Here is a 21,497-nt window from a genome sequence, read left to right as displayed (position 1 = left end):
GCAAGTTTAGCTTGCATGGTCAGACCACATGGCGCTACTGTGGTCGGACCACATCTCGACGCGAAGGTTTCCCATGTCCTACACGCCCGAAGCGCTCAAGCGCCGGATCCCCAAAGTTGCTGACCTGGCCCCCTTGATGCAGTTCAAGAAGCCGGAGTTCAGCCAAAGCGCCAGGTTGGGCCGCGCCAACACCATCGGTGATCTTCGTGCCATTGCGAAGCGACGGACGCCCACCGCACCGTTCGACTACACCGACGGGGCTGCGGAAGCGGAAATTACGCTGCGGCGTGCACGGGAGGCATTCCTCGACATTGAATTCCGGCCGGGCATTTTGCGGAACGTAGAGAAGGTCGACACATCGGTGACGGTCCTGGGCAAGGAATCCGCTCTGCCGTTCGGCATCGCACCCACCGGCTTCACCCGCATGATGCAGTCCGAGGGTGAGTACGCGGGCTCGCAGGCTGCGGAAGCCGCCGGAATCCCCTACACGCTCTCCACCATGGGAACCGCGTCGATCGAGGACGTCGCCAAGGCAGCACCCGCGGGGCGGAACTGGTTCCAGTTGTACCTCTGGACGGACCGCGAGCGGTCAATGGAGCTGATTGAGCGGGCAGCCGCCGCCGGCAACGACACGCTGATGGTCACCGTGGACACCGCTGTAGCCGGTGCCCGCCTCCGCGACGTCCGAAACGGCATGACCATTCCGCCGGCGCTGACCCTTAAAACGGTCATCGACGCTTCCTACCGGCCGGCCTGGTGGTTCAACTTCCTGACGCATGAGCCGTTGGCGTTCGCCTCGCTCAACCGCTACTCGGGCACCGTCGCTGATCTCATCAATTCCATGTTTGACCCCACCCTTACCTTCGATGACCTGGACTGGTTGCGCCAGGTCTGGAAGGGCAACCTCGTTGTGAAAGGCATTCAGACTCTCGATGACGCCAAAAAGGTAGTGGATCATGGTGCGGACGGCATTGTGCTTTCCAACCACGGGGGGCGCCAGCTCGACCGCGCACCGATACCCCTCCGGCTTCTTCCTGACGTCGCTGCCGAACTGAAAGGCAAGACGTCGATCATGCTGGACACCGGCATCATGAGCGGCGGCGACATTGTTGCGGCCCTCGCCCTCGGTGCTGACTTCACGCTGATCGGCCGCGCGTACCTGTATGGCCTCATGGCCGGAGGCCGGGCCGGCGTCGACCGTGCTGTCGCCATCCTCGAGAAGGAAATCACGCGCACCATGCAGCTGCTCGGAGTTACCCGCGTAGAGGACCTCACCCCCGAACACGTTCGTTTCCTGTAGTTTTTGTCGCCTGTCTTCCGCTCCAATTCATTCAAAGCGGCAGCCAGGCGACAAAAGCTTTCCCTGGGCTTATTATCATTGGAGGAACTCGCGGGGCGCGGGATCCGCGAGACCTGGGGGTCACAATAAAATGAAGCGGCGGCGGGTGCATTATCCGTTGAAATATCGGCGTGCCCGAACAGTGATTTATGCCGTAGCGCTGTTCTGGCTCTGGACCTGGCTGGGGAGCGCAACGTTCATCGCCAGCCTGTTCCACTCCCCCGTCCACGCGATCATCGCCTTGTACGGGCTCTTCACCTTCGTACTGCTCTCCCTCCCCGTCTTTCTGCTGGCGCTAGCGCAAATGGCGCTGAACCGCCCGATTGTCACGCCGGAGGCCACCGTCGTCGTACATCTGGATCCCCGCTCGGCAAGCTCTCCTGTGCCAGCGCGCGCTACTCGCAGCGCCTCATAATTTGCAACGCCCGTTCAATCACATAATTAGGTTGGGCAATTAGAAATATATTCGAATTTCTGCTGGGCATTCCAGTTGCGTTGATCCTGCGGTAAAACTGAGCTTCTTTGCATAATCCTTTGCAAATTCCCAGCGATTTACCGGCGATTGATAAACCATACTTGGTGGGGGGCTATAAAGCGCCGCTGATTGCGAGCGGCCGGTTGTCGCTGTCGGGGAAGACTGCGACGTGGGCCCCGACCCACTCGTACCACCAAGGACTCTCATGCCTTCACTTCAGCGTTTCACTGCTGCCCTCGCCGGCGTCCTGCTCCTGGCGGGCAGCCTCTCTGTCGGGGTGTACCCGGCATCCGCGCAGACCGTTCAGCCGTCTCCGACCGCAACCCATTCCGCGGAGCAGAGCCCGGATTCCGGGGTTGCACCGTCCGAAACAGCGCCGGCTGAGACGGAGCCGGCCGAAATTCATGAACTTTTCCCGGGCGGCATACCGTCCTATCCCGACCATACCTACGAGGGTTCGACACCCGGTTCGACACCCCACGATGCCCATTCACACGATGCAGAGACCGAGGGCGCTGCCACGTCGCCGCTCGGTGCCGGCGGCACCCTGTCCCGCGCGGGCGACATCAAGGTTCGGCTTGTAACGATAGACCTGGCCGACAGCACCGCAACGGTTCCGTTCACAACTGCCGAAAACGCCATCGGCGTATCGAGCGCCTACTGGAAGAGCATGTCCAACGGACGGCTTTCGATGTCAGTAGCGTCGAGAGTCGTCAATCACAAGACGGCCGCGAAGTCCACTGATTCCTACGACCAGATCATGAACAAGGTCACTGCAGAACTGAAGTGGACCTACAGCCCGTACACCGCATTGGTGGTCTTCACCCCCACAGCGTTGAAGGAGGGCTACCTGGGCTACGGCTGGAGCAGCAGCGGCACCAGCGGTCGTATCCTTATGCCTCACACCTCCCAGCTGAGCAACTTCACCACGAACGTACTCACCCACGAGTTTGGCCATGTACTGGGCCTCATGCACGCTGATTCGCTGCAGTGCACCACCGGCCAGACGGATACCGCCGCCTTCGGCTCCGGGTGTGAAATCCGGCACTACGGTGACACATCAGACCTGATGGGCATTTCCCGATGGTTCGACACCCCGGTCATCAGCTCCAGTTTCTGGGACTACGGCGGATTTGGGCGCGGGGATGAGATTCTCAACGTCGGCGTTGCGTCCGGCAGTAAAACCTACACTCTTCGACCATGGGCCGGTTCCAACGCCTACCGGGCAGTGAAGTTCACGGATCCGAAGAGCGGTGAGATCTACTACCTGGAGCTTCGCGTTCCCGTCGGCTTCGACAAGAACCTTGCAATCAACGGCAACCGGGGAGTGAAGATTGTACAGAGCGGCGGCCTCACACCGGCGTCTTCCGTTCTCCTGATGCCCTCGAGCAAGCCGTTCCCTGGTTACTATGCGGAAAACACGGCTTGGCAGGCCGGCAGCACGTTCATGACGCACGCTGGAACAGCCGTCAAGATCAACTCCGTCTCAGATACTGGCGCTTCAGTCACCATCAATACGAACCCGTTCCCTGTCGCGACAAACCCGCAGCCCGTCGCGACTCCTTCCGCCACATCCGGCGGGCGCACCGATATGAACCGGGATGGGAACCCGGATATCGTCGCACGCGACTCATCCGGTCGGCTCTGGCTGTACCCGAGCACGGCCTCGGGGACCTTCGGACAGAGGGTGCAGATTGGTTCCGGGTGGAGCGGCATGAAAATGATCCTCCTCCCCGGTGACTTCGACGGAGACGGTATCGCCGACGTCATGGCCCGGGACAGCCTGGGCCGACTCTGGCTCTACGCCGGCACTGGAACCGGCGGTGTCAAGCCAGGGGCCCAGATCGGAAGTAAATGGGGTGGCATGAGCGCCCTGGTGACACCCGGCGACTTCAACGGAGACGGTTTCGCCGACCTTATTGCCCGCTCCAGCGACGGGGCGATGCACCTCTACCCCGGGAACGGTAAGGGCGGTTGGGGTACTCCCACTCAGATCGGTCGGGGTTGGGGTGGGATGACCGCACTGTTGAGCACAGGAGACTTCAGCGGAGATGGGAAGTCTGACCTGGTTGCCCGGGACTCCAAAGGTGGGCTGCACCTCTACCCCGGAAATGGTAGGGGAGGCTTCCTCGCCGCGTCGCAGATCGGTTCGGGCTGGAACGGGATGACAGCATTCGCCGGTCCGGGACCGTGGGGCTCGGATTCCAACGCCGATCTGATCGCACGCAGCAGCAACGGCGAACTGTACCTCTACACCGGTAACGGGACGGGACGCTTCAGCGGCTCGCAAAAGATCGGCAAGGGCTGGCAGGACATGTACATAGCGGAGTAACCCAAAGGTTTCCGAGCGAAAGGCCGCCGGTACCGCTTTCCAGCGGTACCGGCGGCCTTTCGCTTTGCCCCTACTCCTGAGTGTCGGGCAAATCCGGCTCGGTACGGAAATTGATGAGCTTGTGCGTTCCGTCACAGTACGGCTTGATAGCCGAAGCACCGCACCGGCACAGCGCTACGGTCTTACGACGGCGGGGCACCGGCTCTCCCGACGGAGTCACAATGGGGACATCCCCCCTCACCAACAGGGGGCCATCAGGGCAGGCCACGATACTGACGTCGTCGTTCCCGGATGATGCGGATGGTGAACTCATGATGTCTCCCTCGTTGCGAGCTACGACCCTAGCCGTCTCTCGATCAGAATACTAAGCTGACTGTCCACGCAGGACCCGGCGAGCCCGTCGGTTGAAGGAGAGTTTTCGTTGCGGTCTTGTGGTCATATGCTAAGCATGCTTATTGTGTAGATGCGATGACTTACTTCCCAGGAGTCCTCCACATCAATAAAGGAGTCATTATGAGCACAACGAACTGGTCAGAAGACCCGCTGGTCACCTCAACGCCGGGCGCACAGGACCCCTCAACCTCGGGACAGTCCACTAAGTCTGCTGCGAAGGATGAAGCCAAGGATGTAGGGCGGCAAGGCGCGGACGCAGCAAAGGGCGTCGCACAGACCGCGGGGGCAGAAGCGAAGAACGTGGCAAATGAAGCCGGCACACAGGTTAAGAACCTGGTCGGCGAGCTTGGTTCAGGCTTGAAGGACCAGGCCGGCAGCCAGCAGCAGCGTGTCACCGAAGGCCTGCGTTCCCTCACCGACGAACTCAAGTCCATGGCTGACAAGTCCGAGGGCGGCACCGCCCAGCAGCTCGTACAGCAGGTGGCACAGCGCACCGACAGCGCCGCATCCTGGCTTGAGGGCCGGGATCCGGGATCACTGTTGGATGAAGTCACCGGCTTTGCCCGACGCCGTCCAGGAACATTCCTGCTGATTGCCGCAGGCGCAGGCCTCGTCGCCGGGCGCCTTACCCGCGGAATGACAGGCGGCTCGGGCCCGAGCGGCTCGCCTTCGTCGGACGGACCCACCGGCTCAGCAAAGGGCGGACAACACGTTGCTACCTACCCGCCGGTCCCGGACGAGTACGGAACCGACGTACCGGACTACGGTGCCGGCATTGACACCCCGCCGGTCGCGCCGCCTACGACGACGCCGACCGTCACCCCCACCACTCCGCTCAGCCAGCCTGGTGCAAGCGGGACTGAATCAGGGAGGGACTTCCGATAATGACTGAACAACACCTTCACGGATCGCACGCGGCGCAACCGCCGCCGTCGAGTTCTGACAGCGGTTCGAATGCATCCCTCGGAGAGCTGCTCAGCGAGGTCACTCGTGACCTGTCAACGCTGATGCGCCAGGAGCTCGAGCTTGCGAAAGCTGAACTGCGCGAGTCCGGAACCCGTGCCGGCAAGGGCGCTGGAATGTTGAGCGGCGCTGCCGTCGCAGGGCACTTTGTACTTCTCTTTCTTTCCCTCGCCCTGATGTGGGGCTTGGCAGACCTCATCGAGAGCCTCGGCTGGGCCTCGGTGATCGTTGCAGTGATCTGGGGAATCATCGCTGCGGTCCTCGCTCTGAAGGGCAAGAAGGAAATGAAATCGATCAAGGGCATGCCGCAGACCGCTGAGACAGCCAAGGAAATTCCGCCTACGTTGAAACCAGGAGAGCACACGCCATGAACCAGACACCTGATGAGATCCGCGCGGACATTGAACGCACCCGCAGCGAACTGGGCGCCGATGTAGACGCGGTTGCCGATAAGGTAAACCCGTCGAACATCGCCCAGCGGCAGACCGACAAGGTCAAAAGCAAGCTGGGCAATGTCAAGGACAGTGTAATGGGCACGGCCCAGGACGCCAAGGACAGCGTGATGGGCACGGCCCACGACGCCAAAAACAGCGTGGCGGGTTCCGCCCAGGACGCTACCTATTCGGCCAAGGGCAAAGCCCACTCCGCGGGAGATCTAATGCACCAGGCCGGTGGGGCCGTTCAGTCAGCACCGCAGCGCATTACCTCGAAGACGCAGGGAAACCCCCTCGCCGCCGGGTTGATCGCATTCGGTGCGGGCCTGCTTGCAGCATCGCTGATCCCCGCAAGCGAGAAAGAGAAGCAGGCGGCTCAAACCGTCAAGGAGAAGGCCCAGCCGCTCGTTTCCGAAGTTTCTGACGCAGCCAAGCAGGTCGCTGAGGATATGAAGGAGCCGGCACAGCAGGCGATGGACTCTGTGAAGGAGACCGCCACCGATTCGGCCAACACGGTGAAGGAAGAGGGCACAAGCGCAGCGTCCGACGTCAAGGACCGCGCGCAGGATGCCAAGTCCAACGTCAAGGACAGCTCGAGCACACCGTAACTGACGCTCGACAGGCCGGTGGCGCTGCATGAAAACATGCAGCGCCACCGGCCTGTTCTGTTTATTCAGGAGTTCCTTCCGGCTGGACCGCTGCCGCCGGATCGGGCCGGGAGGGCAGCAGATCCTCGATCAGCTCCATCAAGAGCCGCCGCAGTTCCGGAGAAGCACGGTGCAGGTCCTGCAGAAATTCCCGTTCGTGGTGCTCGGCCTCGGAGAGCCGGGACCTGCCGCGTGGAGTCAGGCTCACGACGAACGTTCGCCGGTCACTCTCGCTGCTCTGGCGCGACACCAGCCCCTGGTCCTGCAGGCGAACCAGCGTTCGGCCGACGGTTTGGGCTGTGACGTGCAACTGCTCCGCCAGCTCGGTCTGGGACAGCGGACCCTTCGCCTCGATCGAGCGCAAAGCAATGAAGGCCGCGTGAGTTATTCCGATCGCGAGGAGACGTTCATTCCAGGCGTTTTCGGTGAGGCGGGCGGCGGTGGTCAGCAGTCTTTCGGTGGTCCAAAGATCTGTTTCCGACATCTCCACCTCTTTTCATCGTGGTTCGGAATTAGGAATTCGCAGCCTGTCAGCCCACGGATGGTTTCTTTCCTACCACTGTTTAGCGCACGATGCGTTTTACTCACCGGGCAAGCCGGGAGACGGCGGCGCGTTGGGTATATCGATTATTGGAACAACCCGAAACTGCCCAGTGATACCAGGGGAAACAAGTGGAGCCTAGGGGAATCGAACCCCTGACCTTTTCATTGCGAACGAAACGCTCTACCAACTGAGCTAAGGCCCCGCAGCAACAAAGATACCCCAGCATCCCGGCGTGAAACCAAATGTCCGGGCCCGGTTGTACCCTCGAACCATGCGTTCCTCCGCTACGGAGATCCGGGCATGGCCGGCGTTATGGTCGCTCGTCATCGGGTTCTTCATGATCCTTGTCGACTCAACCATCGTGTCCGTTGCCACCCCCGCCATCATGGAGTCGCTGGAAGCGGATATTGACAGCGCCATCTGGGTCACCAGCGCATATCTTCTTGCCTACGCCGTGCCGCTGCTCATCACGGGAAGGCTGGGTGACAGGTTCGGGCCCCGGCGGGTCTACCTCGCCGGTCTCGCCGTGTTCACTGTGTCCAGCGCCCTGTGCGGCTTTGCCGACACCATCGAGCTGCTCATCCTCGCCCGGGTGGTCCAGGGGTTGGGCGCCGCGCTGATGACACCACAGACAATGTCTGTCATCACCCGGATTTTCCCACCCGACCGGCGCGGCTCTGCCATGGGTCTCTGGGGTTCCGTCGCGGGCATAGCCACTCTCGTGGGCCCAATCCTGGGTGGGGTGCTGGTGGACACTCTCGGCTGGGAGTGGATCTTCTTCGTCAACGTACCGGTGGGCGTGATCGGCCTGGTGCTTGCTTACCGGTACGTTCCCGAGCTAACCACCAATAGCCACTCTTTCGACCTCCTCGGAGTTATTCTCAGCGCAGCAGGAATGTTCTGCCTGGTATTCGGTCTCCAGGAGGCCGAGAGCTACAACTGGGGCCCCATCGCAGGGCCAATCTCCGTATGGTCCCTTATCATCACCGGAGCAGTCCTGTTCAGCGCCTTCCTCCTCTGGCAACGCTTCAACCGCAAGGAACCGCTCATCCCTCTGAAGCTGTTCCGCGACCGCAACTTCACACTGGCTAACACCGCAATATCGTCGATGGGCTTCACTATCACCACCATGAGCCTCCCACTGATGCTCTATGCCCAGAACGTCCGCAACCTGTCCCCCACGGAAGCTGCGATGCTGCTGGTTCCCATGGCGGTCATCTCCGGTGTGCTCGCTCCTTTCGTCGGCAAACTCGTCCAGCGCGGCAACCCGAAATACATGGCCATCTTCGGGTTCACGGGCATGGCGGTTGCGCTGTTCTGGCTGGCGTCGCTGCTCAGGCCGGATACACCGATCTGGCTCCTGACGTTGCCAATCGCGCTGATCGGTCTGGCGAGTGCAGGGATCTGGGCTCCAGTTTCATTGACAGCCACACGCAACCTCCCGCCGTCGTTAGCCGGCGCGGGTTCCGGCGTCTACAACACCACACGGCAGGTAGGAGCCGTGATTGGCAGCGCCGGTATCGCGGCGATTATGCAGGCACGGCTCGTCGCCAATAATGCGGTGGACGCACCGGAGCGCGCCGCGGAGTACGCTGCAGCAATGGGGCAGTCGCTGCTCCTGCCGGCAACGGTTATTGTCATCGGCCTGGTTGCGGCCCTCTTCTTCGCCCGCCCCGAACAGCATCAGCCGTGGAGCGCGGACGTCGGCCACACCATGCAAACCTCTAAACGGGGGTAGTTGCCTTCCGTAACCACCGCTAGGCTCGGGTCATGGCTGAAGAATTCGCAACCGAAGATACCACCGCCGAGAAGAGTGAGCCGGCCGCTGTCAAGGAAGTCAGCGACGACTTCGTGACACGGCAGCACACCACGCCCTCAGGCCTTGCGTACACCGCAACAACCGGGCGGCTCGTGCTGCGCCGTGAAGAGACCAAGGACGGCAAGTCCGAGGGTTTCAAACCGAAGGCGGAGATCTTCGTCATCGCATACACGAAGGACAACAGCGACTCCAGCCGCCCGGTCACATTCGCATTCAACGGTGGGCCAGGCTCCTCGTCGGTCTGGCTGCACCTCGGCCTGCTGGGCCCACGCAGGGTGGACTCAGGCGACGTCGGCGCCATGACTCCTCCACCCTTCGGCCTTGTGGACAACCCTGAGACCCTGCTCGAACACAGCGACCTGGTCCTGATTGATCCCGTGAGCACCGGCTTCTCCCGGGTCATCGAGGGCGAGAAGACCGACGAGTTCCACGCATTCATCGAAGACCGTGACCTCGTCTCCGAAGTCATCCGCCTCTGGACCACGCGCAACAACCGGTGGCTCTCGCCGAAGTACCTCGTCGGTGAGTCCTATGGAACACTCCGTGCGGTTGCCGTCGCAGGACGCTTGTTCGACGCCTACGGCATGGCAGTCAACGGACTGGGACTCATTTCGACAGTGCTGAACATGTCCACCCTTCGGTTCTTCCCCGGCAGCGACACCCCGTACGCGCTCCACCTGCCGACTTACGCAGCGATTGCGCACTATCACGGCCGCCATCCCGGCAGGGACCTAACGGACGTGGTTCGTGAAGCGGAGGAATTCGCCTCCCGCGACTTCGGGTATGCCCTCACCCAGGGCGCGCGGCTGACACAGTCCGAATACGATGAGGCCGTTGCCCGCCTCAGTGCCCTCACCACCCTCGATGAGGCCTTCATCCGGCGCACCAACCTGCGCTGGGAGTACCACGAGTTCGCCGCGGAACTGCTGAGGACAGAGGGCCTGGTAGTGGGCAGGATTGACGGTCGATTCACCGCTCCGCCCGCCAACCTGCAGTCCTCCAGCTCAACGGATGATCCGAGCATGCGCGCCATTACCGGGCCATTTGCGGCGGCAATCAACCACTATGTGCGCGCCGAACTCGGGTACGAAAACGACCTTCCCTACGAGATCCTCACCGCACGGGTTCAACCGTGGAGCTACCGGACCTTCGAAGGCGCACCCGTTGACGTCAGCGACGTACTCGAGCGCCTTATGGTCCACAATCCGGCGCTGCGGGTGCACGTGGACTACGGATATCAGGACGGCGCTACTCCGCACTTCGCAGCTGAGTACGTGTTCGCACATATGGCGCTCAATGAACACGCGCGAGCCCGGATTTCCCATCACTATCACGAGGCCGGCCACATGATGTACCTCAAGCCCGAATGCAGACTCGCTCAGCTCACCACCCTCGGGGAATTCGTCTCCTTCCGGTCGACAGGGAATTAGTCAGTGTGCTTACTATGGAGGTCCATTCCTCGAAAGGCGGAACAATATGCTGAAGAAGATGCTCTGGATGCTCGCACCGGTCATTGCGTCGAAAGTGCTCGGTAAGCGCCAGCAGGGCCGTACCAACTCCAAGTACGGCCGAGGAAAGAACCGCGGCTACAAGCGGTAAGCGAAGCGTCAGGCGGGTCAGCGCATGGCGAAATGCGCCCACACGGCAAGAACCCATGCGCTGCCCGCCGCACACGCAAGCAGGAGTTCCACCAAAATCCCAACACCCAGAGCCTTGAGCGCGGCACCGCTCGAAGACAGGGCTGCACCGAAATCGTGCAGTCGTGCGGCTTCACTCAGCAGCAGACCGACGACGAAGCCGACGATCAGTCCCACCACGGGGATAACGAACATGCCCACCACGCCGAGGACCAGGCCAATGGTGATGGAGCGCCCGGGGATCCTGCGTTGACGCAACTTGCGCCCGGTCAATATGGTCCCAGCCAACAGCCCCGCCAGCGCCAACGCGCCGCCCACCGCGAGCGCAGCCCAACCGGGACCGCTCGTTACTGCGAGTGCCCACCCCAGTAGCGCCACGATGATCAGGATGCTGCCGGGCAGGATCGGAATGACCACGCCCGCCACTCCAACCGCAATGGCCAGCCCGCAGATTACGGTCACAAGAATCTCCCAGTCCATGCTCCCAAGCATGCCACCGCCGGGGTGGTGTCCTTGTTTCCACGTCGGCGGAATACTGGCCGTTGAATGAAGGTACGCTGACCACGGCCGGCATCATCGCCGTCGTCGTGGCGCTGCTTGCAGCCTGGCCGGCGCCGTGCTGGGCGGACTGACCGGCATGCGGTACCGCCGCAAGATTGACTGCACGGACTACAACGCGATCGGCAATAACCCTTAAGCTCGCGCCGGCGTGTGCCTTCGCCTGAGCATCCGCAGGGAGTTGCCTGCGTTTGTCAGTTTTGAGCCGGAGTAGGGCACTCCGCCAGTCAGGCGCAGACCCAGCGCGACCCAGACAGTCAGCATCCGCTCAGCCAGCCATGGGGGCGCCCACAGCGGGGCGGCAACCGGGAAAACCTGCCTGCCGCCCCACCGTCGTCGTCCCAGCTCTGCCAAACCAACGACGACGGCGGCTGCCGGCAGGCAGGAGACCGCACCGTAGCGTCGCACAAGCAGGATGAGCGTGGGAAGCAGGGACAGTTCCAGGAGCAGCCGGGGCGGCTGGGCGAAGTCGTCATAGGCCTGCCGCACTCGCTGGCGGCGAAAGTGCCCCACTGGAGGTGGGACCCTGCCCACGAACAGGTCATTTGCACGCAGTTCCAGCCCGCCTGCTGCACGCACCGTGCGGAGGAGCTCGAGATTTTCGAACAGAACGTCGCCGTCGTAGCCGCCGGTTGCACTCAGAATGGATCGGCGCACGCCGACGGTGCCGGGGAAGTCCGAGCCGAAAGCCCGATTCAGCAGCGTCCTGCCCGTATCCCAGCGGGCGTGCCACGGCAGAGACAGGAAGTAGTTCTGGGGCCGGACGATGTCGGCCTCATCCAACAGGTCGATAACGCGCTGGAATGTGGAGGCGTCGTAGCGGACGTCGTCGTCGGCAATGATGATCCGCTCACACGAGGCGTCGGCAAGCCCGGTAAGCACTCCGGCCACCTTGCCGTTTCGGCAGGCGAACCGTGGGCGAAGATGGCGAACCCGGGAAGGGAGGACTGCCGCGTGATGAGCAAACAAGCCGTCCGGCGATCCGTCCACCACGAGCACTTCGGCCCACTGCCTCACCTCATCGAGGTAGGCTGCCAGCGCCTCTATCCCGCCATCTTCGGTCCACCGCAGCGGCAGGATGTAGGTCGCCGCGGGCCCGGTCATACCGGTGCGGGTGCGGTTGCCCGCAACGACGACTGACCTTTCTCCCATGCGGCCATGATGTGCTCACCGAGCATGCCGTCGAGGGTGAGGGCAGCGGAGGCCCCGAAGTACACGTCCTCGAGCAACTCCGGCTCCGCTTCCACCAGACCGCCGGCGAGATCCCGACCGGCAATCTGTTCGTGGACGGCATCGGCCTCGACGTGCTCGTCGAAGTACCAGGTGACGTCCTCGCCGAAACCAAGCCGCCGGAATCCGTTGCCATACAGGCGGTTGGGCTGGGATGAGGTCATCTCGTACGCTGCCAGGTGGCCCACTATGGCGCCTCGGAGCCTGCGGTTCAGCCCGAACATGGACATCATGTTGGTGGACGCGAGTGTAAGGGCAGGGACGGCGTCAACGTAGTGTCCGTAGCTGTCCTCGAGTTCCAACCCCCGCATGGTGCGCGCGAACAGCGTGGAATGCATGCGGTCGGGGCGTCCGCCACCGTACTCGTCAGCCTGGATTTCGACCATGGCTGCCTTTGCCCGGCCGGTCAGGCGGGGTATGGCCCAGGTGTGGGGGTCGGCTTCCTTCAGCTGGTAAATGGATTTGTGGATCAGGAATTCCTGGGCCTGTTCAAGGGTGGCCTTCCTGGCGACGAATCGCGAAACGCTCGGGCCGGTATCGGCAGCAGCGAGCTCGAAGAGAACGGCGGCCACGCCGTCGCTGTCGCGCGGTTCCAGCGAGGGAAGGTCGACGGCGGCACGCAGTGCCGCTTCGAAGTCCCGCTCAATTTCACGGCGGATCCCGATGAGGCCAGGCTCCCATTCCCAGTCGGCGTGGACTCCGTCGATACCGCTGTAGTGCAGTTCGTAGAGACAGAAGAGCGTCAGTTGGAGATCGTCATCCGACAGTATTGCCGGGGAACCTCCAAGCGCAGCCCGTACCGCTCCGTGCAGGGCGTCTATGCCCTCGGCGTTCGGTTCCTGCGGTAGCAACTCCAGCAAAGCCTTGCTCGCGATTCCGCGCGCTTCGGGACTCCTCATGGCACAACCTTCCTACCCGGTGGACGACGTCGTCGTCCCCTTAAACCACACAGTGCTAAGCCTACTGTCTATTTGGGTAGGTGCGAACATCGGGCAGCCCCCGCACCTGAGTGAAAGGGCTGCCCGCTGAGGGATGAGTCCTATTCCTTGTGCAGCTTGTCCTGCACGCTGCCGGCCATTTTCTCCATGGTGTTCGGCAATTCCGTGGTTCCATAAAAACGCGAATCGGGGTGCGTAGGCGGCGGCATGGGAGCCGACGTCGTAGGACCATCGTGGTAAGTGAATTCGCCGTGCCCGTCAGGAGTAGGTCCGGAGGCCCAGGACCCCTCAGACGCCGCCTTGCCGTCCGAGAAGTTCAGGTACTGGTAGGACACGCTTCGCTCTTCCTTCTTCAGTGGGAAGTTGCTGGGAACGGGGAAGTTCTCCGCCCCTTCTTCCTGAAGCTCGCGAGCGGCTGCCATCCACTGGTTCTGGTGCATCGTGTCGCGCGCCAGCAGGAAGGAAAGCATGTCCCGCACGCCGTGGTCGTCAGTCATATGATAAAGCCGGGCGACCTGCAGCCGGCCCTGCATTTCAGCATTGGCGTTGGCTGTGAAGTCCGCCAGCAGGTTCCCGCTGGCGGTGATGTAACTGCCCTGCCATGGGTTACCCATGCTGTCCACGGGACGCGCACCGGCGCCGGCAACAATTGCCTGCTGCATGTCCGTACCGCCAACGACGGCGGCAATGGCGGGGTCAGACTGGACGGCGTCGTCGGTGATGCCAAGAGGCGCCTTCTCCAGCAGCTGGGCAATCATGGTCGCCAGCATCTCCACGTGGCCGAACTCTTCAGCGCCGATCCCGAAGAGCAGGTCCCGGTATTTGCCAGGTATGTGGGTGTTCCAGGCCTGGAAGCTGTACTGCATGGCGACGGTTATTTCACCGTATTGGCCGCCGAGGACCTCCTGCAGCTTTCTTGCGTAAACGGCGTCAGGCTTGTCGGGTGTGGATTTGAACTGCAATTCCTGCTTGTGGAAGAACACGGGGATACCTCCGCGATTGTGGCTCCGGGCCTGGACGGCCAACTCATCTGTACGGGCTGGAGAACACGGAACCATGTTTTTCGACGTTAACCCGCCCTCCCACTTGAGGGGAAGCAGTAAGCACGCTTATTTTTCTGGGAATTTTCTCCAAGAAATTCCCAAGGTGCGGCCGTCATATTGATGGAGCAGGACAGAGACGGGCGAGACCACCGGCTCCTCCTGCCGGCACTGGTATTCCCAGAGCCCCCCGAGCGGGACCGCCACGTTTCCCCGACTGAGGCGGTCCCGCCCGGGCACTACCCGGGGCGTTCATTCCCGGCACCAACCGCCAGCAGCCCGCAGGTTACGGTGTCGGGCTTCCGCCGTTGACGTTGAGGGTCTCCCCGAGCACATAGCTCGACTCCGGCGATGCCAGGAACACATAGGCCGGTGCCAGTTCGGTAGGCTGGCCGGCGCGACCCAGCGGCGTGGACTTTCCGAACTCGGGCAACGCATCCTTCGGCTGCCCGTCAGACACCTGAAGCGGCGTCCAGAACGGACCGGGCGCGACGGCGTTCACGCGGATTCCGCGAGGAGCAAGCTGCTGCGCGAGACCCTTGGTGAAGTTGTTGATTGCCGCCTTGGTGCTCGCGTAGTCAAGCAGGGTCGGCGACGGGTTGTACGCCTGGATCGACGTGGTGTTGATAATGCTCGATCCAGCCGGCAGGTGCTGCAGCGCTTCGCGTGTGATGCGGAAGAACGAGTAGATGTTGGTCTTGAATGTATGGTCGAGCTGCTCGTCGTCCAGGTCCTCAAGGCGCTCCACCGCGATCTGCTTGCCTGCGTTGTTGACCAGGATGTCGAGACCGCCGAGGCCCTCCACCGCCCGCGTGACCAGCTCCTTGCAGAACTCACCGTCCTTGATGTCACCGGGAAGCTTGACCGCGGTCCGCCCGCACTCCTCGATCAGGCGGACAATCTCATCGGCGTCGGCTTCCTCCTCGGGCAGATAGGAAAGCGCGACGTCGGCGCCTTCCCGGGCGAACGCGATCGCCACTGCCGCGCCGATCCCTGAATCCGCTCCAGTGATAAGAGCCTTCCGGCCCTCCAGGCGGCCCATGCCACGGTACGACTCTTCACCGCGGTCACTCTGCGGCTCGAGGTCGCGGTCCAGCCCGGGTTCCGGCTGGTCCTGCTTGGGTGGCGATATTTCCGGGAAACGGGTCACGGGGTTCTGAAATGTGTACTGATCACTCATGCGTTCCTCCTGGTACGTGGAAGTTTCTGGTAGCACCCTTGAGGGCCACCTGCAGTACAGATAGGCTCAAAAGGTATTGCTAAGCCTGCTGATCACACTAGGACGGACCTGCTCAAGCGTTCAAGCACCACCCAAGGAAAGGCCCCCGTATGCCCCTCATCGGCTTTCACGCCTCCCACGAACAGATCGCGCCGGGACAGCTCCTAGAGGATGTCCAGCTGGCGGAGCAGGCCGGTTTCGACGCCGCAATGTGCTCCGACCACTTCGAACCGTGGTCCGAGGTGCAGGGACATTCGGGTTTTGCCTGGTCCTGGCTGGGGGCCGCGCTTGCCACCACCAGGCTGCGCTTCGGCGTCGTAACCGCTCCGGGGCAGCGCTACCACCCGGCCATCATTGCTCAGGCGAGCGGCACACTGGCGAGCATGTTCCCGGGTCGGTTCTGGGCTGCCCTTGGCAGCGGAGAGAACCTGAACGAGCACATCACGGGGGATCCCTGGCCGCCCAAGGAGGAGCGCCAGCGGAGAATAGAAGAATGTGTTGACATCATCCGGCGAATGCACGACGGCGAGGAAGTCACGCACCGCGGCCTGGTCACCGTGGAGCAGGCCCGGCTCTGGGATGCGCCGGAGGTAAAGCCGCCGCTGATCGCGCCGGCGGTGAGCGTCGAAACGGCCGCCCGAAGCGCACGGTGGGCCGACGGCCTGGTGACAGTGAACCAGCCGCACGAGAAGCTGACGGAAATGATCAACGCCTACCGGGACAACGGCGGTCAGGGGAAACTCATCCTGCAGGTACACCTGTCCTGGGCGCCTACTGAGGAGGAGGCCGTGGACGTTGCTTACAGGCAGTGGAGTTCGAACTGTGTGAAGCCGCCGACCACATGGGACCTCGCCCGTCCGTCCGACTTTGAGGAAGCCACCCGGGACCTTACCGAGGAGGAGCTTCGGGACACCGTACAGATTTCAGCCGATCTCGCCACGCATGCCCAGCGGCTCCGGGAGTTCGCGGACCTTGGTTTCGATGAGCTTTACCTGCACTATGTGGGAACAGAACAGAAGCCGTTCATCGAGGCCTTCGCCGAGCACGTCCTCCCGGAAGTGCGCTGATGCGGATCACCGACACCGCTGACCTCTGGTGGAAAAATGCGGTCGTCTACTGCCTTGACATCGAGACGTTCTGCGATTCCAACGGTGACGGCGTCGGAGACTTTGCCGGTGCCGCCCAGCGGCTGGACTATCTGGCGGAACTGGGTGTCACGTGCGTTTGGCTCATGCCTTTCTACCCATCTCCCCAGCGCGATGACGGGTACGACATCGTTGACTTCTACGGGGTGGACGAACGGCTCGGCACCCTGGGCGACGTGGTCGAGTTCATCAGGACCGCCAAGGACCGCGGGATGCGGGTCATCGCCGACCTGGTGGTCAACCACACTTCGGACCAGCACCCCTGGTTCAAGCAGGCACGCTCGTCGAAGGACAACCCCTACCGCGACTTCTACGTCTGGCGGTCGGAAGAACCGCCGGATACGTCCGGCGAGGTGGTCTTCCCGGACGAGGAAAACTCGATCTGGAGCAAGGACCGGAAGACGGGCGAGTGGTATCTGCACCGCTTCTACTCGCACCAGCCCGACCTCAACGTCGCGAATCCGAAAGTCCGCGACGAAATCGCGAAGGCGATCGGCTTCTGGATGGAACTGGGCCTCTCCGGATTCCGCGTGGATGCTGTTCCGTTTTTCCTGGAGACCCGGGGTATCGACAAACAGGCTGGGGATCCGCACGATTACCTGCGGGACCTGCGCCGGTACCTTTCACGGCGGGCAGGCGACGCCGTCCTTCTGGGCGAAGTCAATCTCCCCTACGAGCAGCAGGCTGAATTTTTCGGCGATGCCGCGGACGAACTCACTATGCAGTTCGACTTCGTGACAATGCAGCAGATGTATCTTTCCCTGGCTCGCGGGGATGCCCGCCCGTTGGCGCGGGCACTCACCGACCGGCCCACCATCGACCCGGATAGCCAGTGGGCAACGTTCGTACGCAATCATGACGAGCTGACACTGGACAAGCTGATGAGCTCAGAGCGGCAGGAGGTGTTCGAAGCTTTCGGACCAGAGAAGAACATGCAGATTTTCGATCGCGGCCTCAAGCGCCGGCTTCCTCCCATGCTTGAAGGCGATCAGCAGCGCATGCGGATGGTCTACTCGCTTTTGTTCTCCCTGCCCGGCACTCCCGTGCTGTTTTACGGCGAAGAGATCGGCATGGGGGAAAACCTGGCGGCGAAGGGCCGGATGGCCGTGCGCACGCCCATGCAATGGACCGACGAGGACAGCGCCGGGTTTTCCTCCGCGCCACCGGACAAGCTTGTTGCTCCTCTTGTCCAGGGCGAATTCGGGCCCGAAAAAGTCAACGTGGCAGCGTCCCGCCGTGACCGCTCATCGCTACTTCGATTCATGGGTACGCTGATCCGGCGTTATCGTGAGTGTCCCGAACTCGGGTGGGGTTCCTTCACCCTGATCGACATCGCCAATCCCGCCGTCTTTGCCCATCGCTGTGATTGGGAGGGCAATACGCTGTTCCTCTTCCACAACTTCTCTGATGAGTCGGCGGACTTTGTAGTACCCCTCAAGGCCGGAGACGTGCCCCGCGGAGGTGGCGCGCTCACCGATCTACTGGAGGACAGGAAGACGGAAATCGAACCGGACGACGACCTCAAAGTGAGCCTGCCGCCATACGGGTACCGCTGGCTGCGGATCCAGGCGCCGGGCAGCGGACGGTTGTGGTGACGCCCTCAGCGGGCAGATCTGCCTAGAAGATGGTGGCGAAGAAGCCTGCTCCAACGGAGGCCACCATAGCGATGACGACGAGCCAGACAATCGGGACGCGGTACTTGTTGATGAAAGTCATGATGCAACCAGTGTACGAGGGCAGGAGTAGACATGGGTGACAACACCGGCATTGACGGGGTCTGGGATGACTGGAAGGAAGCGGTCAATATGACCGCTTCTGAGCTGGACCAGTGGCTGGACACGAATCAGTCTCAGGAGGTCGGTCAGAAGGACGACGGCGGCGAATCGGTTGGGCATGCGTCCGGGCGTCGCATCATCAAGATCCTGTCCACGAAGAAGGCCGACCTGACAGACTCGGACATTGAACACATGCGCAAGGTGGTTGGCTACGTTCACCGGCACCTTGCGCAGAAGCCGTCCTCCGACGTCGAACATTCAAAGTGGCGCTACTCGCTCATGAACTGGGGGCACGACCCGCTGAAGGACTGAGCCGACGGGCCCGCCGTCGTTGGCCTAGTCCCGGGACGCCAGGTGAGCGCTCCCGGAAGCGGCCAATCGCTTCAGTCCCTCAGCCGGACGGATGGGTGTTGGCCACCGCGGCTCAAGATGATCCCCGAGCGTAACGTTGCGCAGGCGCCGTCCAAACATCGGGATTACCCATTCGCCCCACCAGGCCGACTCCCTGCGGAGCAGTTCGGCGACGGTGAACCGCTGCCGGGGACGGAGGGGTTTAGACGTGAGGGTATGATCGACGCCCAGCACGCGCAGCACGTGGGCGGCCATATTCTTGTGGCCCGCCGGAGACATGTGGAGGCGGTCGACATCCCAGAGCCTGGGGTCGTGGTACTCGTCGAAACACCAATAGTCCACGAGCAGTGCGCCGTAGGTCTCAGCGATCCGGCGGACGTGATCATTGTAGGTCCAGTTCCGGCGTCGCATCGGTTCCAGGACCGGGTGGAGCCGCACGTCGAATCCGGTGAAGAGGAGCGGTCGGGCTCCGGCTCCGGCGATGCGCGACACCATTTCCTCGTAGCTTTCCATGAGGGGCGTAATGCTGGTGCGCAGTTCGAGGATGTCGTTGCCGCCCGCATAAACGCTGACAACCGTAGGGTTGAGGTCGAGCGCGGGCTGCAGCTGCTCGTCGATGATCTGCCGAAGCCGCTTGCTGCGGATGGCAAAGTTGGCGTAGCGCCAGGTGGGGTCCTGTTTGCTCAGCTGTTTCGCCACGCGATCGGCCCATCCGCGCACACCGTTGGGATAGCGGGAGTCCCAGTCCCCCACACCCTCCGTGAAGGAATCACCGATCGCGACAAACAGCCTGGACACCGCTCCACGGTAGGGAAGACGGACGACGCCGGCTCATCGCTCATGTGTCGGTGAAGAAAAGTCCCGGTGAATTCGGAATATCCGGACAGGACTCAACGCTCCACCCAGCATGACTCCACGAATCGCGGTTACCGGCTCCACCGGCCACGTAGGCGGGGAAGTAGCCCGCCGTTTGTCCGACGCAGGATACGAACAAAAACTCATCGTGCGCGACCCTGCCCGGGCGCCGGATCTCCCGGGATGGAGGGTCGCCCGGGCCGAATACTCCGACCGGGAGGCGGCCGTTGATGCACTCCGCGGCAGCGAGGTGCTTTTCATGGTCTCGGGCTCGGAGGCAGAAGACCGCGTGGATCAACACCGCACCTTCATCGACGCCGCCGCGGAAGCCGAAGTCCAACACATCGTCTACACCTCTTTCCTTGCCGCCGGTCCTGAGGCAACCTTCACGCTGGGCCGGGACCACTGGGCAACGGAGGAGCACATCCGAGACTCCGGAATGAGCCACACGTTCCTGCGTGACAATTTCTACCTCGACGTCCTGCCCCTCTTCGCGGGAGATGAAGGCGTGCTGCGCGGACCGGCAGGAGACGGCCGGGTAGCGGCAGTGGCGCGGACTGATGTGGCGCGCGCTGCCGTCGTCGTTCTCAAGGATCCACAGGCCCACGTTGGACGCACCTACGATCTCACCGGCCCTAAAGCCCTCTCCCTCAGTGAGGTGGCGGCCATCATCACCCGCGTGACCGGCCGCAATACCCGGTATGAGGAGGAAACGGTCGAGGAGGCTTACGCCTCCCGTGCTTCCTACGGTGTGCCCGACTGGCAATTGGACGCGTGGGTGAGTACGTACACCGCCATCGCTTCCGGGCAGCTGGAAAGCACGACGACGGTGGTCCGGGACCTGACCGGATCGGAACCGACCAGCCTGGAAGAACTGCTCAAGCGTTAGAAACCCTTGACCCCTTTCGTGGTCAGGTCTATCCTCGTATTCAACCAGTTCGTTGATAAAAGATTAGGTTGACAATGGAATCGGAGGCGGACCATCTCGACCGGGCTTTCATGGCCCTGGCGGACCCCGCGCGCCGCAGCATTATCGCCCACCTCAGCCGTGGCCCGGCAACCGTCAATGAATTGGCCGCGCCATTCAACATCACCAAGCAGGCGGTCTCCAGACACATCCAGGTTCTTGAACAGGCCGAGCTGGTGACGCGCTCGCGTGATGCGCAGCGTCGCCCAGTGCACCTGAACCCCGCAAAACTGGAGGCGCTCACCGCGTGGATTGACCAGTACAGGCTTGTACGTGAGAGCCAGTTCCGCGCACTCGATGATCTACTCGAATCCAGGGCCAGAAACGGCCGCGCACCCAAGGATCAATCATGAGCAACCAACTCAAACTCTCCGTCCCTGCAGGCGTCCCCTTCATTGACTTCGAGCGGGAGTTCGACTTCCCGGTCGAGGCAGTCTTCGAAGCACACAGGGACCCCGTCCTCATTCCCCAGTGGCTCGGCCCGCGCGGCATGACCGCGGAGGTGGACCACTACGACTTCCGCAGCGGCGGCAGCTACCACTACACCCACACCGGCCCCGACGGCGTTTCGTACGGTTTCAGCGGCGTCTTCCACACTGTCCGGGAGAACGAGTTCGCCATCCAGACGTTCGAATTCGACGGCTATCCCGACGTCGTGAGCCTCGAATTCCTCCGGTTCGAGGATCTGGGCAGCGGACGCTCCAAACTGCTGGGCCACTCCGTGTACCCCACCCAGGAAGCTCGGGACGGCATGGCGCAGTCCGGGATGGAAGGCGGAATGACCGAGGGCTACGAGCGTCTCGAAGAACTGCTCGGTGGCAAGCACTAACCCCCGC

23 protein-coding genes and 1 tRNA gene are annotated in these 21,497 nt (G+C 62.4%); 15 read left to right on the top strand and 9 right to left on the bottom strand.

Features of this window, described 5'->3' with window-relative positions; all coding sequences use genetic code 11:
* Positions 1 to 73 precede the first annotated feature (73 nt).
* From AC4D2M_RS11135 to AC4D2M_RS11125, 3 genes are all read left to right on the top strand, one after another.
* Complete coding sequence (locus tag AC4D2M_RS11135) at positions 74 to 1,300, top strand: alpha-hydroxy acid oxidase (RefSeq protein ID WP_490891898.1); 1,227 nt, start codon at positions 74 to 76, stop codon at positions 1,298 to 1,300.
* Between the two features lie 181 nt (positions 1,301 to 1,481).
* Positions 1,482 to 1,754: a hypothetical protein gene (locus tag AC4D2M_RS11130; RefSeq protein WP_490891896.1), complete on the top strand. Its 273-nt coding sequence runs from the start codon at positions 1,482 to 1,484 to the stop codon at positions 1,752 to 1,754.
* Positions 1,755 to 2,019: 265 nt separating this feature from the next.
* Positions 2,020 to 4,146: an FG-GAP-like repeat-containing protein gene (locus AC4D2M_RS11125; RefSeq protein ID WP_490891894.1), complete on the top strand. Its 2,127-nt coding sequence runs from the start codon at positions 2,020 to 2,022 to the stop codon at positions 4,144 to 4,146.
* 70 nt (positions 4,147 to 4,216) lie between these two features.
* Here the strand turns inward: AC4D2M_RS11125 and AC4D2M_RS11120 are convergent, their stop codons facing one another.
* Positions 4,217 to 4,459: a CDGSH iron-sulfur domain-containing protein gene (locus AC4D2M_RS11120; protein WP_490891892.1), complete on the bottom strand. Its 243-nt coding sequence runs from the start codon at positions 4,457 to 4,459 to the stop codon at positions 4,217 to 4,219.
* Positions 4,460 to 4,659: 200 nt separating this feature from the next.
* Here AC4D2M_RS11120 and AC4D2M_RS11115 point away from each other — a divergent pair, with 200 nt between their 5' ends.
* Genes AC4D2M_RS11115 through AC4D2M_RS11105 form a run of 3 tightly spaced genes read left to right on the top strand, consistent with a single transcriptional unit; the run spans position 4,660 to position 6,544 of the window.
* On the top strand, positions 4,660 to 5,424 hold the full coding sequence (locus AC4D2M_RS11115; RefSeq protein WP_490891891.1) for a hypothetical protein: 765 nt from the start codon (positions 4,660 to 4,662) through the stop codon (positions 5,422 to 5,424).
* Positions 5,424 to 5,873 (top strand): phage holin family protein, encoded by a 450-nt coding sequence (locus tag AC4D2M_RS11110; RefSeq protein ID WP_490891890.1) that lies wholly within the window; start codon positions 5,424 to 5,426, stop codon positions 5,871 to 5,873. The genes AC4D2M_RS11115 and AC4D2M_RS11110 overlap by 1 nt, the downstream gene beginning before the upstream one ends.
* Positions 5,870 to 6,544 (top strand): DUF3618 domain-containing protein, encoded by a 675-nt coding sequence (locus tag AC4D2M_RS11105; protein ID WP_490891889.1) that lies wholly within the window; start codon positions 5,870 to 5,872, stop codon positions 6,542 to 6,544. Before AC4D2M_RS11110 ends, AC4D2M_RS11105 begins: the two co-directional genes overlap by 4 nt.
* 61 nt (positions 6,545 to 6,605) lie before the next feature.
* Here the strand turns inward: AC4D2M_RS11105 and AC4D2M_RS11100 are convergent, their stop codons facing one another.
* Positions 6,606 to 7,067, bottom strand: coding sequence for a MarR family winged helix-turn-helix transcriptional regulator (locus tag AC4D2M_RS11100; RefSeq protein ID WP_490891888.1), 462 nt, complete (start codon positions 7,065 to 7,067; stop codon positions 6,606 to 6,608).
* Positions 7,068 to 7,256: 189 nt separating this feature from the next.
* Positions 7,257 to 7,329, bottom strand: a tRNA-Ala gene (locus tag AC4D2M_RS11095).
* 69 nt (positions 7,330 to 7,398) lie between these two features.
* On the opposite strand from AC4D2M_RS11095, the gene AC4D2M_RS11090 reads away from it, so the two are divergent.
* Genes AC4D2M_RS11090 through AC4D2M_RS11080 form a run of 3 tightly spaced genes read left to right on the top strand, consistent with a single transcriptional unit; the run spans position 7,399 to position 10,545 of the window.
* A complete protein-coding gene (locus AC4D2M_RS11090; RefSeq protein WP_490891887.1) occupies positions 7,399 to 8,865 on the top strand; it encodes a DHA2 family efflux MFS transporter permease subunit in 1,467 nt (488 codons plus the stop codon).
* A 32-nt stretch (positions 8,866 to 8,897) separates the two neighbouring features.
* On the top strand, positions 8,898 to 10,376 hold the full coding sequence (locus AC4D2M_RS11085; protein WP_490891885.1) for a S10 family peptidase: 1,479 nt from the start codon (positions 8,898 to 8,900) through the stop codon (positions 10,374 to 10,376).
* Between the two features lie 46 nt (positions 10,377 to 10,422).
* The gene (locus tag AC4D2M_RS11080; protein ID WP_490891884.1) at positions 10,423 to 10,545 is read left to right on the top strand and encodes a hypothetical protein; all 123 of its coding nucleotides are present in this window, start codon (positions 10,423 to 10,425) and stop codon (positions 10,543 to 10,545) included.
* Positions 10,546 to 10,562: 17 nt separating this feature from the next.
* Here the strand turns inward: AC4D2M_RS11080 and AC4D2M_RS11075 are convergent, their stop codons facing one another.
* The 5 genes from AC4D2M_RS11075 to AC4D2M_RS11055 form a co-directional block, all read right to left on the bottom strand.
* Positions 10,563 to 11,063 carry a DUF456 domain-containing protein gene (locus tag AC4D2M_RS11075; protein WP_490891883.1) on the bottom strand — a complete coding sequence of 167 codons (501 nt, stop codon included), beginning with the start codon at positions 11,061 to 11,063 and terminating at the stop codon, positions 10,563 to 10,565.
* 213 nt (positions 11,064 to 11,276) lie between these two features.
* A complete protein-coding gene (locus AC4D2M_RS11070; RefSeq protein ID WP_490891880.1) occupies positions 11,277 to 12,293 on the bottom strand; it encodes a glycosyltransferase family 2 protein in 1,017 nt (338 codons plus the stop codon).
* Complete coding sequence (locus AC4D2M_RS11065; protein ID WP_490891878.1) at positions 12,242 to 13,270, bottom strand: iron-containing redox enzyme family protein; 1,029 nt, start codon at positions 13,268 to 13,270, stop codon at positions 12,242 to 12,244. The genes AC4D2M_RS11070 and AC4D2M_RS11065 overlap by 52 nt, the downstream gene beginning before the upstream one ends.
* 140 nt (positions 13,271 to 13,410) lie before the next feature.
* Entirely contained in the window at positions 13,411 to 14,292 is an 882-nt protein-coding gene (locus AC4D2M_RS11060) for a manganese catalase (protein WP_490891877.1), read from the bottom strand.
* A 343-nt stretch (positions 14,293 to 14,635) separates the two neighbouring features.
* On the bottom strand, positions 14,636 to 15,529 hold the full coding sequence (locus AC4D2M_RS11055; protein ID WP_490891876.1) for an SDR family oxidoreductase: 894 nt from the start codon (positions 15,527 to 15,529) through the stop codon (positions 14,636 to 14,638).
* A gap of 149 nt (positions 15,530 to 15,678) precedes the next feature.
* Between AC4D2M_RS11055 and AC4D2M_RS11050 the strand changes: the two genes are divergently transcribed.
* The 3 genes from AC4D2M_RS11050 to AC4D2M_RS11040 all read left to right on the top strand — a co-directional run bounded on the left by AC4D2M_RS11050 (position 15,679) and on the right by AC4D2M_RS11040 (position 18,800).
* Complete coding sequence (locus tag AC4D2M_RS11050) at positions 15,679 to 16,635, top strand: TIGR03885 family FMN-dependent LLM class oxidoreductase (protein ID WP_490891875.1); 957 nt, start codon at positions 15,679 to 15,681, stop codon at positions 16,633 to 16,635.
* Complete coding sequence (locus tag AC4D2M_RS11045; RefSeq protein ID WP_490891873.1) at positions 16,635 to 18,308, top strand: alpha-amylase family protein; 1,674 nt, start codon at positions 16,635 to 16,637, stop codon at positions 18,306 to 18,308. The genes AC4D2M_RS11050 and AC4D2M_RS11045 overlap by 1 nt, the downstream gene beginning before the upstream one ends.
* Before the next feature lie 153 nt (positions 18,309 to 18,461).
* Positions 18,462 to 18,800 carry a DUF3140 domain-containing protein gene (locus AC4D2M_RS11040; RefSeq protein WP_490891872.1) on the top strand — a complete coding sequence of 113 codons (339 nt, stop codon included), beginning with the start codon at positions 18,462 to 18,464 and terminating at the stop codon, positions 18,798 to 18,800.
* A 24-nt stretch (positions 18,801 to 18,824) separates the two neighbouring features.
* Here the strand turns inward: AC4D2M_RS11040 and AC4D2M_RS11035 are convergent, their stop codons facing one another.
* A complete protein-coding gene (locus AC4D2M_RS11035; RefSeq protein WP_490892075.1) occupies positions 18,825 to 19,628 on the bottom strand; it encodes an SGNH/GDSL hydrolase family protein in 804 nt (267 codons plus the stop codon).
* A gap of 118 nt (positions 19,629 to 19,746) precedes the next feature.
* Between AC4D2M_RS11035 and AC4D2M_RS11030 the strand changes: the two genes are divergently transcribed.
* The 3 genes from AC4D2M_RS11030 (at position 19,747) to AC4D2M_RS11020 (ending at position 21,490) form a co-directional block, all read left to right on the top strand.
* Positions 19,747 to 20,583 carry an SDR family oxidoreductase gene (locus AC4D2M_RS11030; protein WP_490891870.1) on the top strand — a complete coding sequence of 279 codons (837 nt, stop codon included), beginning with the start codon at positions 19,747 to 19,749 and terminating at the stop codon, positions 20,581 to 20,583.
* 74 nt (positions 20,584 to 20,657) lie between these two features.
* On the top strand, positions 20,658 to 21,014 hold the full coding sequence (locus AC4D2M_RS11025; protein ID WP_490891868.1) for an ArsR/SmtB family transcription factor: 357 nt from the start codon (positions 20,658 to 20,660) through the stop codon (positions 21,012 to 21,014).
* The gene (locus AC4D2M_RS11020) at positions 21,011 to 21,490 is read left to right on the top strand and encodes an SRPBCC family protein (protein WP_490891867.1); all 480 of its coding nucleotides are present in this window, start codon (positions 21,011 to 21,013) and stop codon (positions 21,488 to 21,490) included. The genes AC4D2M_RS11025 and AC4D2M_RS11020 overlap by 4 nt, the downstream gene beginning before the upstream one ends.
* Positions 21,491 to 21,497 lie beyond the last annotated feature (7 nt).

The sequence above is a fragment of the Arthrobacter sp. TJ-270 genome (genome assembly GCF_058269075.1).
This window is presented reverse-complemented; position numbering and strand designations above follow the sequence as displayed.

What these genes read in the sequence shown, in the direction of transcription:
- AC4D2M_RS11135 (WP_490891898.1), top strand. Translation starts at nt 74, where the DNA reads ATGTCCTACACGCCCGAAGCGCTCAAGCGCCGGATCCCCAAAGTTGCT.
- AC4D2M_RS11125 (WP_490891894.1), top strand. Translation starts at nt 2,020, where the DNA reads ATGCCTTCACTTCAGCGTTTCACTGCTGCCCTCGCCGGCGTCCTGCTC.
- AC4D2M_RS11120 (WP_490891892.1), bottom strand. Translation starts at nt 4,459, where the DNA reads ATGAGTTCACCATCCGCATCATCCGGGAACGACGACGTCAGTATCGTG.
- AC4D2M_RS11115 (WP_490891891.1), top strand. Translation starts at nt 4,660, where the DNA reads ATGAGCACAACGAACTGGTCAGAAGACCCGCTGGTCACCTCAACGCCG.
- AC4D2M_RS11110 (WP_490891890.1), top strand. Translation starts at nt 5,424, where the DNA reads ATGACTGAACAACACCTTCACGGATCGCACGCGGCGCAACCGCCGCCG.
- AC4D2M_RS11105 (WP_490891889.1), top strand. Translation starts at nt 5,870, where the DNA reads ATGAACCAGACACCTGATGAGATCCGCGCGGACATTGAACGCACCCGC.
- AC4D2M_RS11100 (WP_490891888.1), bottom strand. Translation starts at nt 7,067, where the DNA reads ATGTCGGAAACAGATCTTTGGACCACCGAAAGACTGCTGACCACCGCC.
- AC4D2M_RS11090 (WP_490891887.1), top strand. Translation starts at nt 7,399, where the DNA reads ATGCGTTCCTCCGCTACGGAGATCCGGGCATGGCCGGCGTTATGGTCG.
- AC4D2M_RS11085 (WP_490891885.1), top strand. Translation starts at nt 8,898, where the DNA reads ATGGCTGAAGAATTCGCAACCGAAGATACCACCGCCGAGAAGAGTGAG.
- AC4D2M_RS11080 (WP_490891884.1), top strand. Translation starts at nt 10,423, where the DNA reads ATGCTGAAGAAGATGCTCTGGATGCTCGCACCGGTCATTGCGTCGAAA.
- AC4D2M_RS11075 (WP_490891883.1), bottom strand. Translation starts at nt 11,063, where the DNA reads ATGGACTGGGAGATTCTTGTGACCGTAATCTGCGGGCTGGCCATTGCG.
- AC4D2M_RS11070 (WP_490891880.1), bottom strand. Translation starts at nt 12,293, where the DNA reads ATGGGAGAAAGGTCAGTCGTCGTTGCGGGCAACCGCACCCGCACCGGT.
- AC4D2M_RS11065 (WP_490891878.1), bottom strand. Translation starts at nt 13,270, where the DNA reads ATGAGGAGTCCCGAAGCGCGCGGAATCGCGAGCAAGGCTTTGCTGGAG.
- AC4D2M_RS11055 (WP_490891876.1), bottom strand. Translation starts at nt 15,529, where the DNA reads ATGAGTGATCAGTACACATTTCAGAACCCCGTGACCCGTTTCCCGGAA.
- AC4D2M_RS11050 (WP_490891875.1), top strand. Translation starts at nt 15,679, where the DNA reads ATGCCCCTCATCGGCTTTCACGCCTCCCACGAACAGATCGCGCCGGGA.
- AC4D2M_RS11045 (WP_490891873.1), top strand. Translation starts at nt 16,635, where the DNA reads ATGCGGATCACCGACACCGCTGACCTCTGGTGGAAAAATGCGGTCGTC.
- AC4D2M_RS11040 (WP_490891872.1), top strand. Translation starts at nt 18,462, where the DNA reads ATGGGTGACAACACCGGCATTGACGGGGTCTGGGATGACTGGAAGGAA.
- AC4D2M_RS11030 (WP_490891870.1), top strand. Translation starts at nt 19,747, where the DNA reads ATGACTCCACGAATCGCGGTTACCGGCTCCACCGGCCACGTAGGCGGG.
- AC4D2M_RS11025 (WP_490891868.1), top strand. Translation starts at nt 20,658, where the DNA reads ATGGAATCGGAGGCGGACCATCTCGACCGGGCTTTCATGGCCCTGGCG.
- AC4D2M_RS11020 (WP_490891867.1), top strand. Translation starts at nt 21,011, where the DNA reads ATGAGCAACCAACTCAAACTCTCCGTCCCTGCAGGCGTCCCCTTCATT.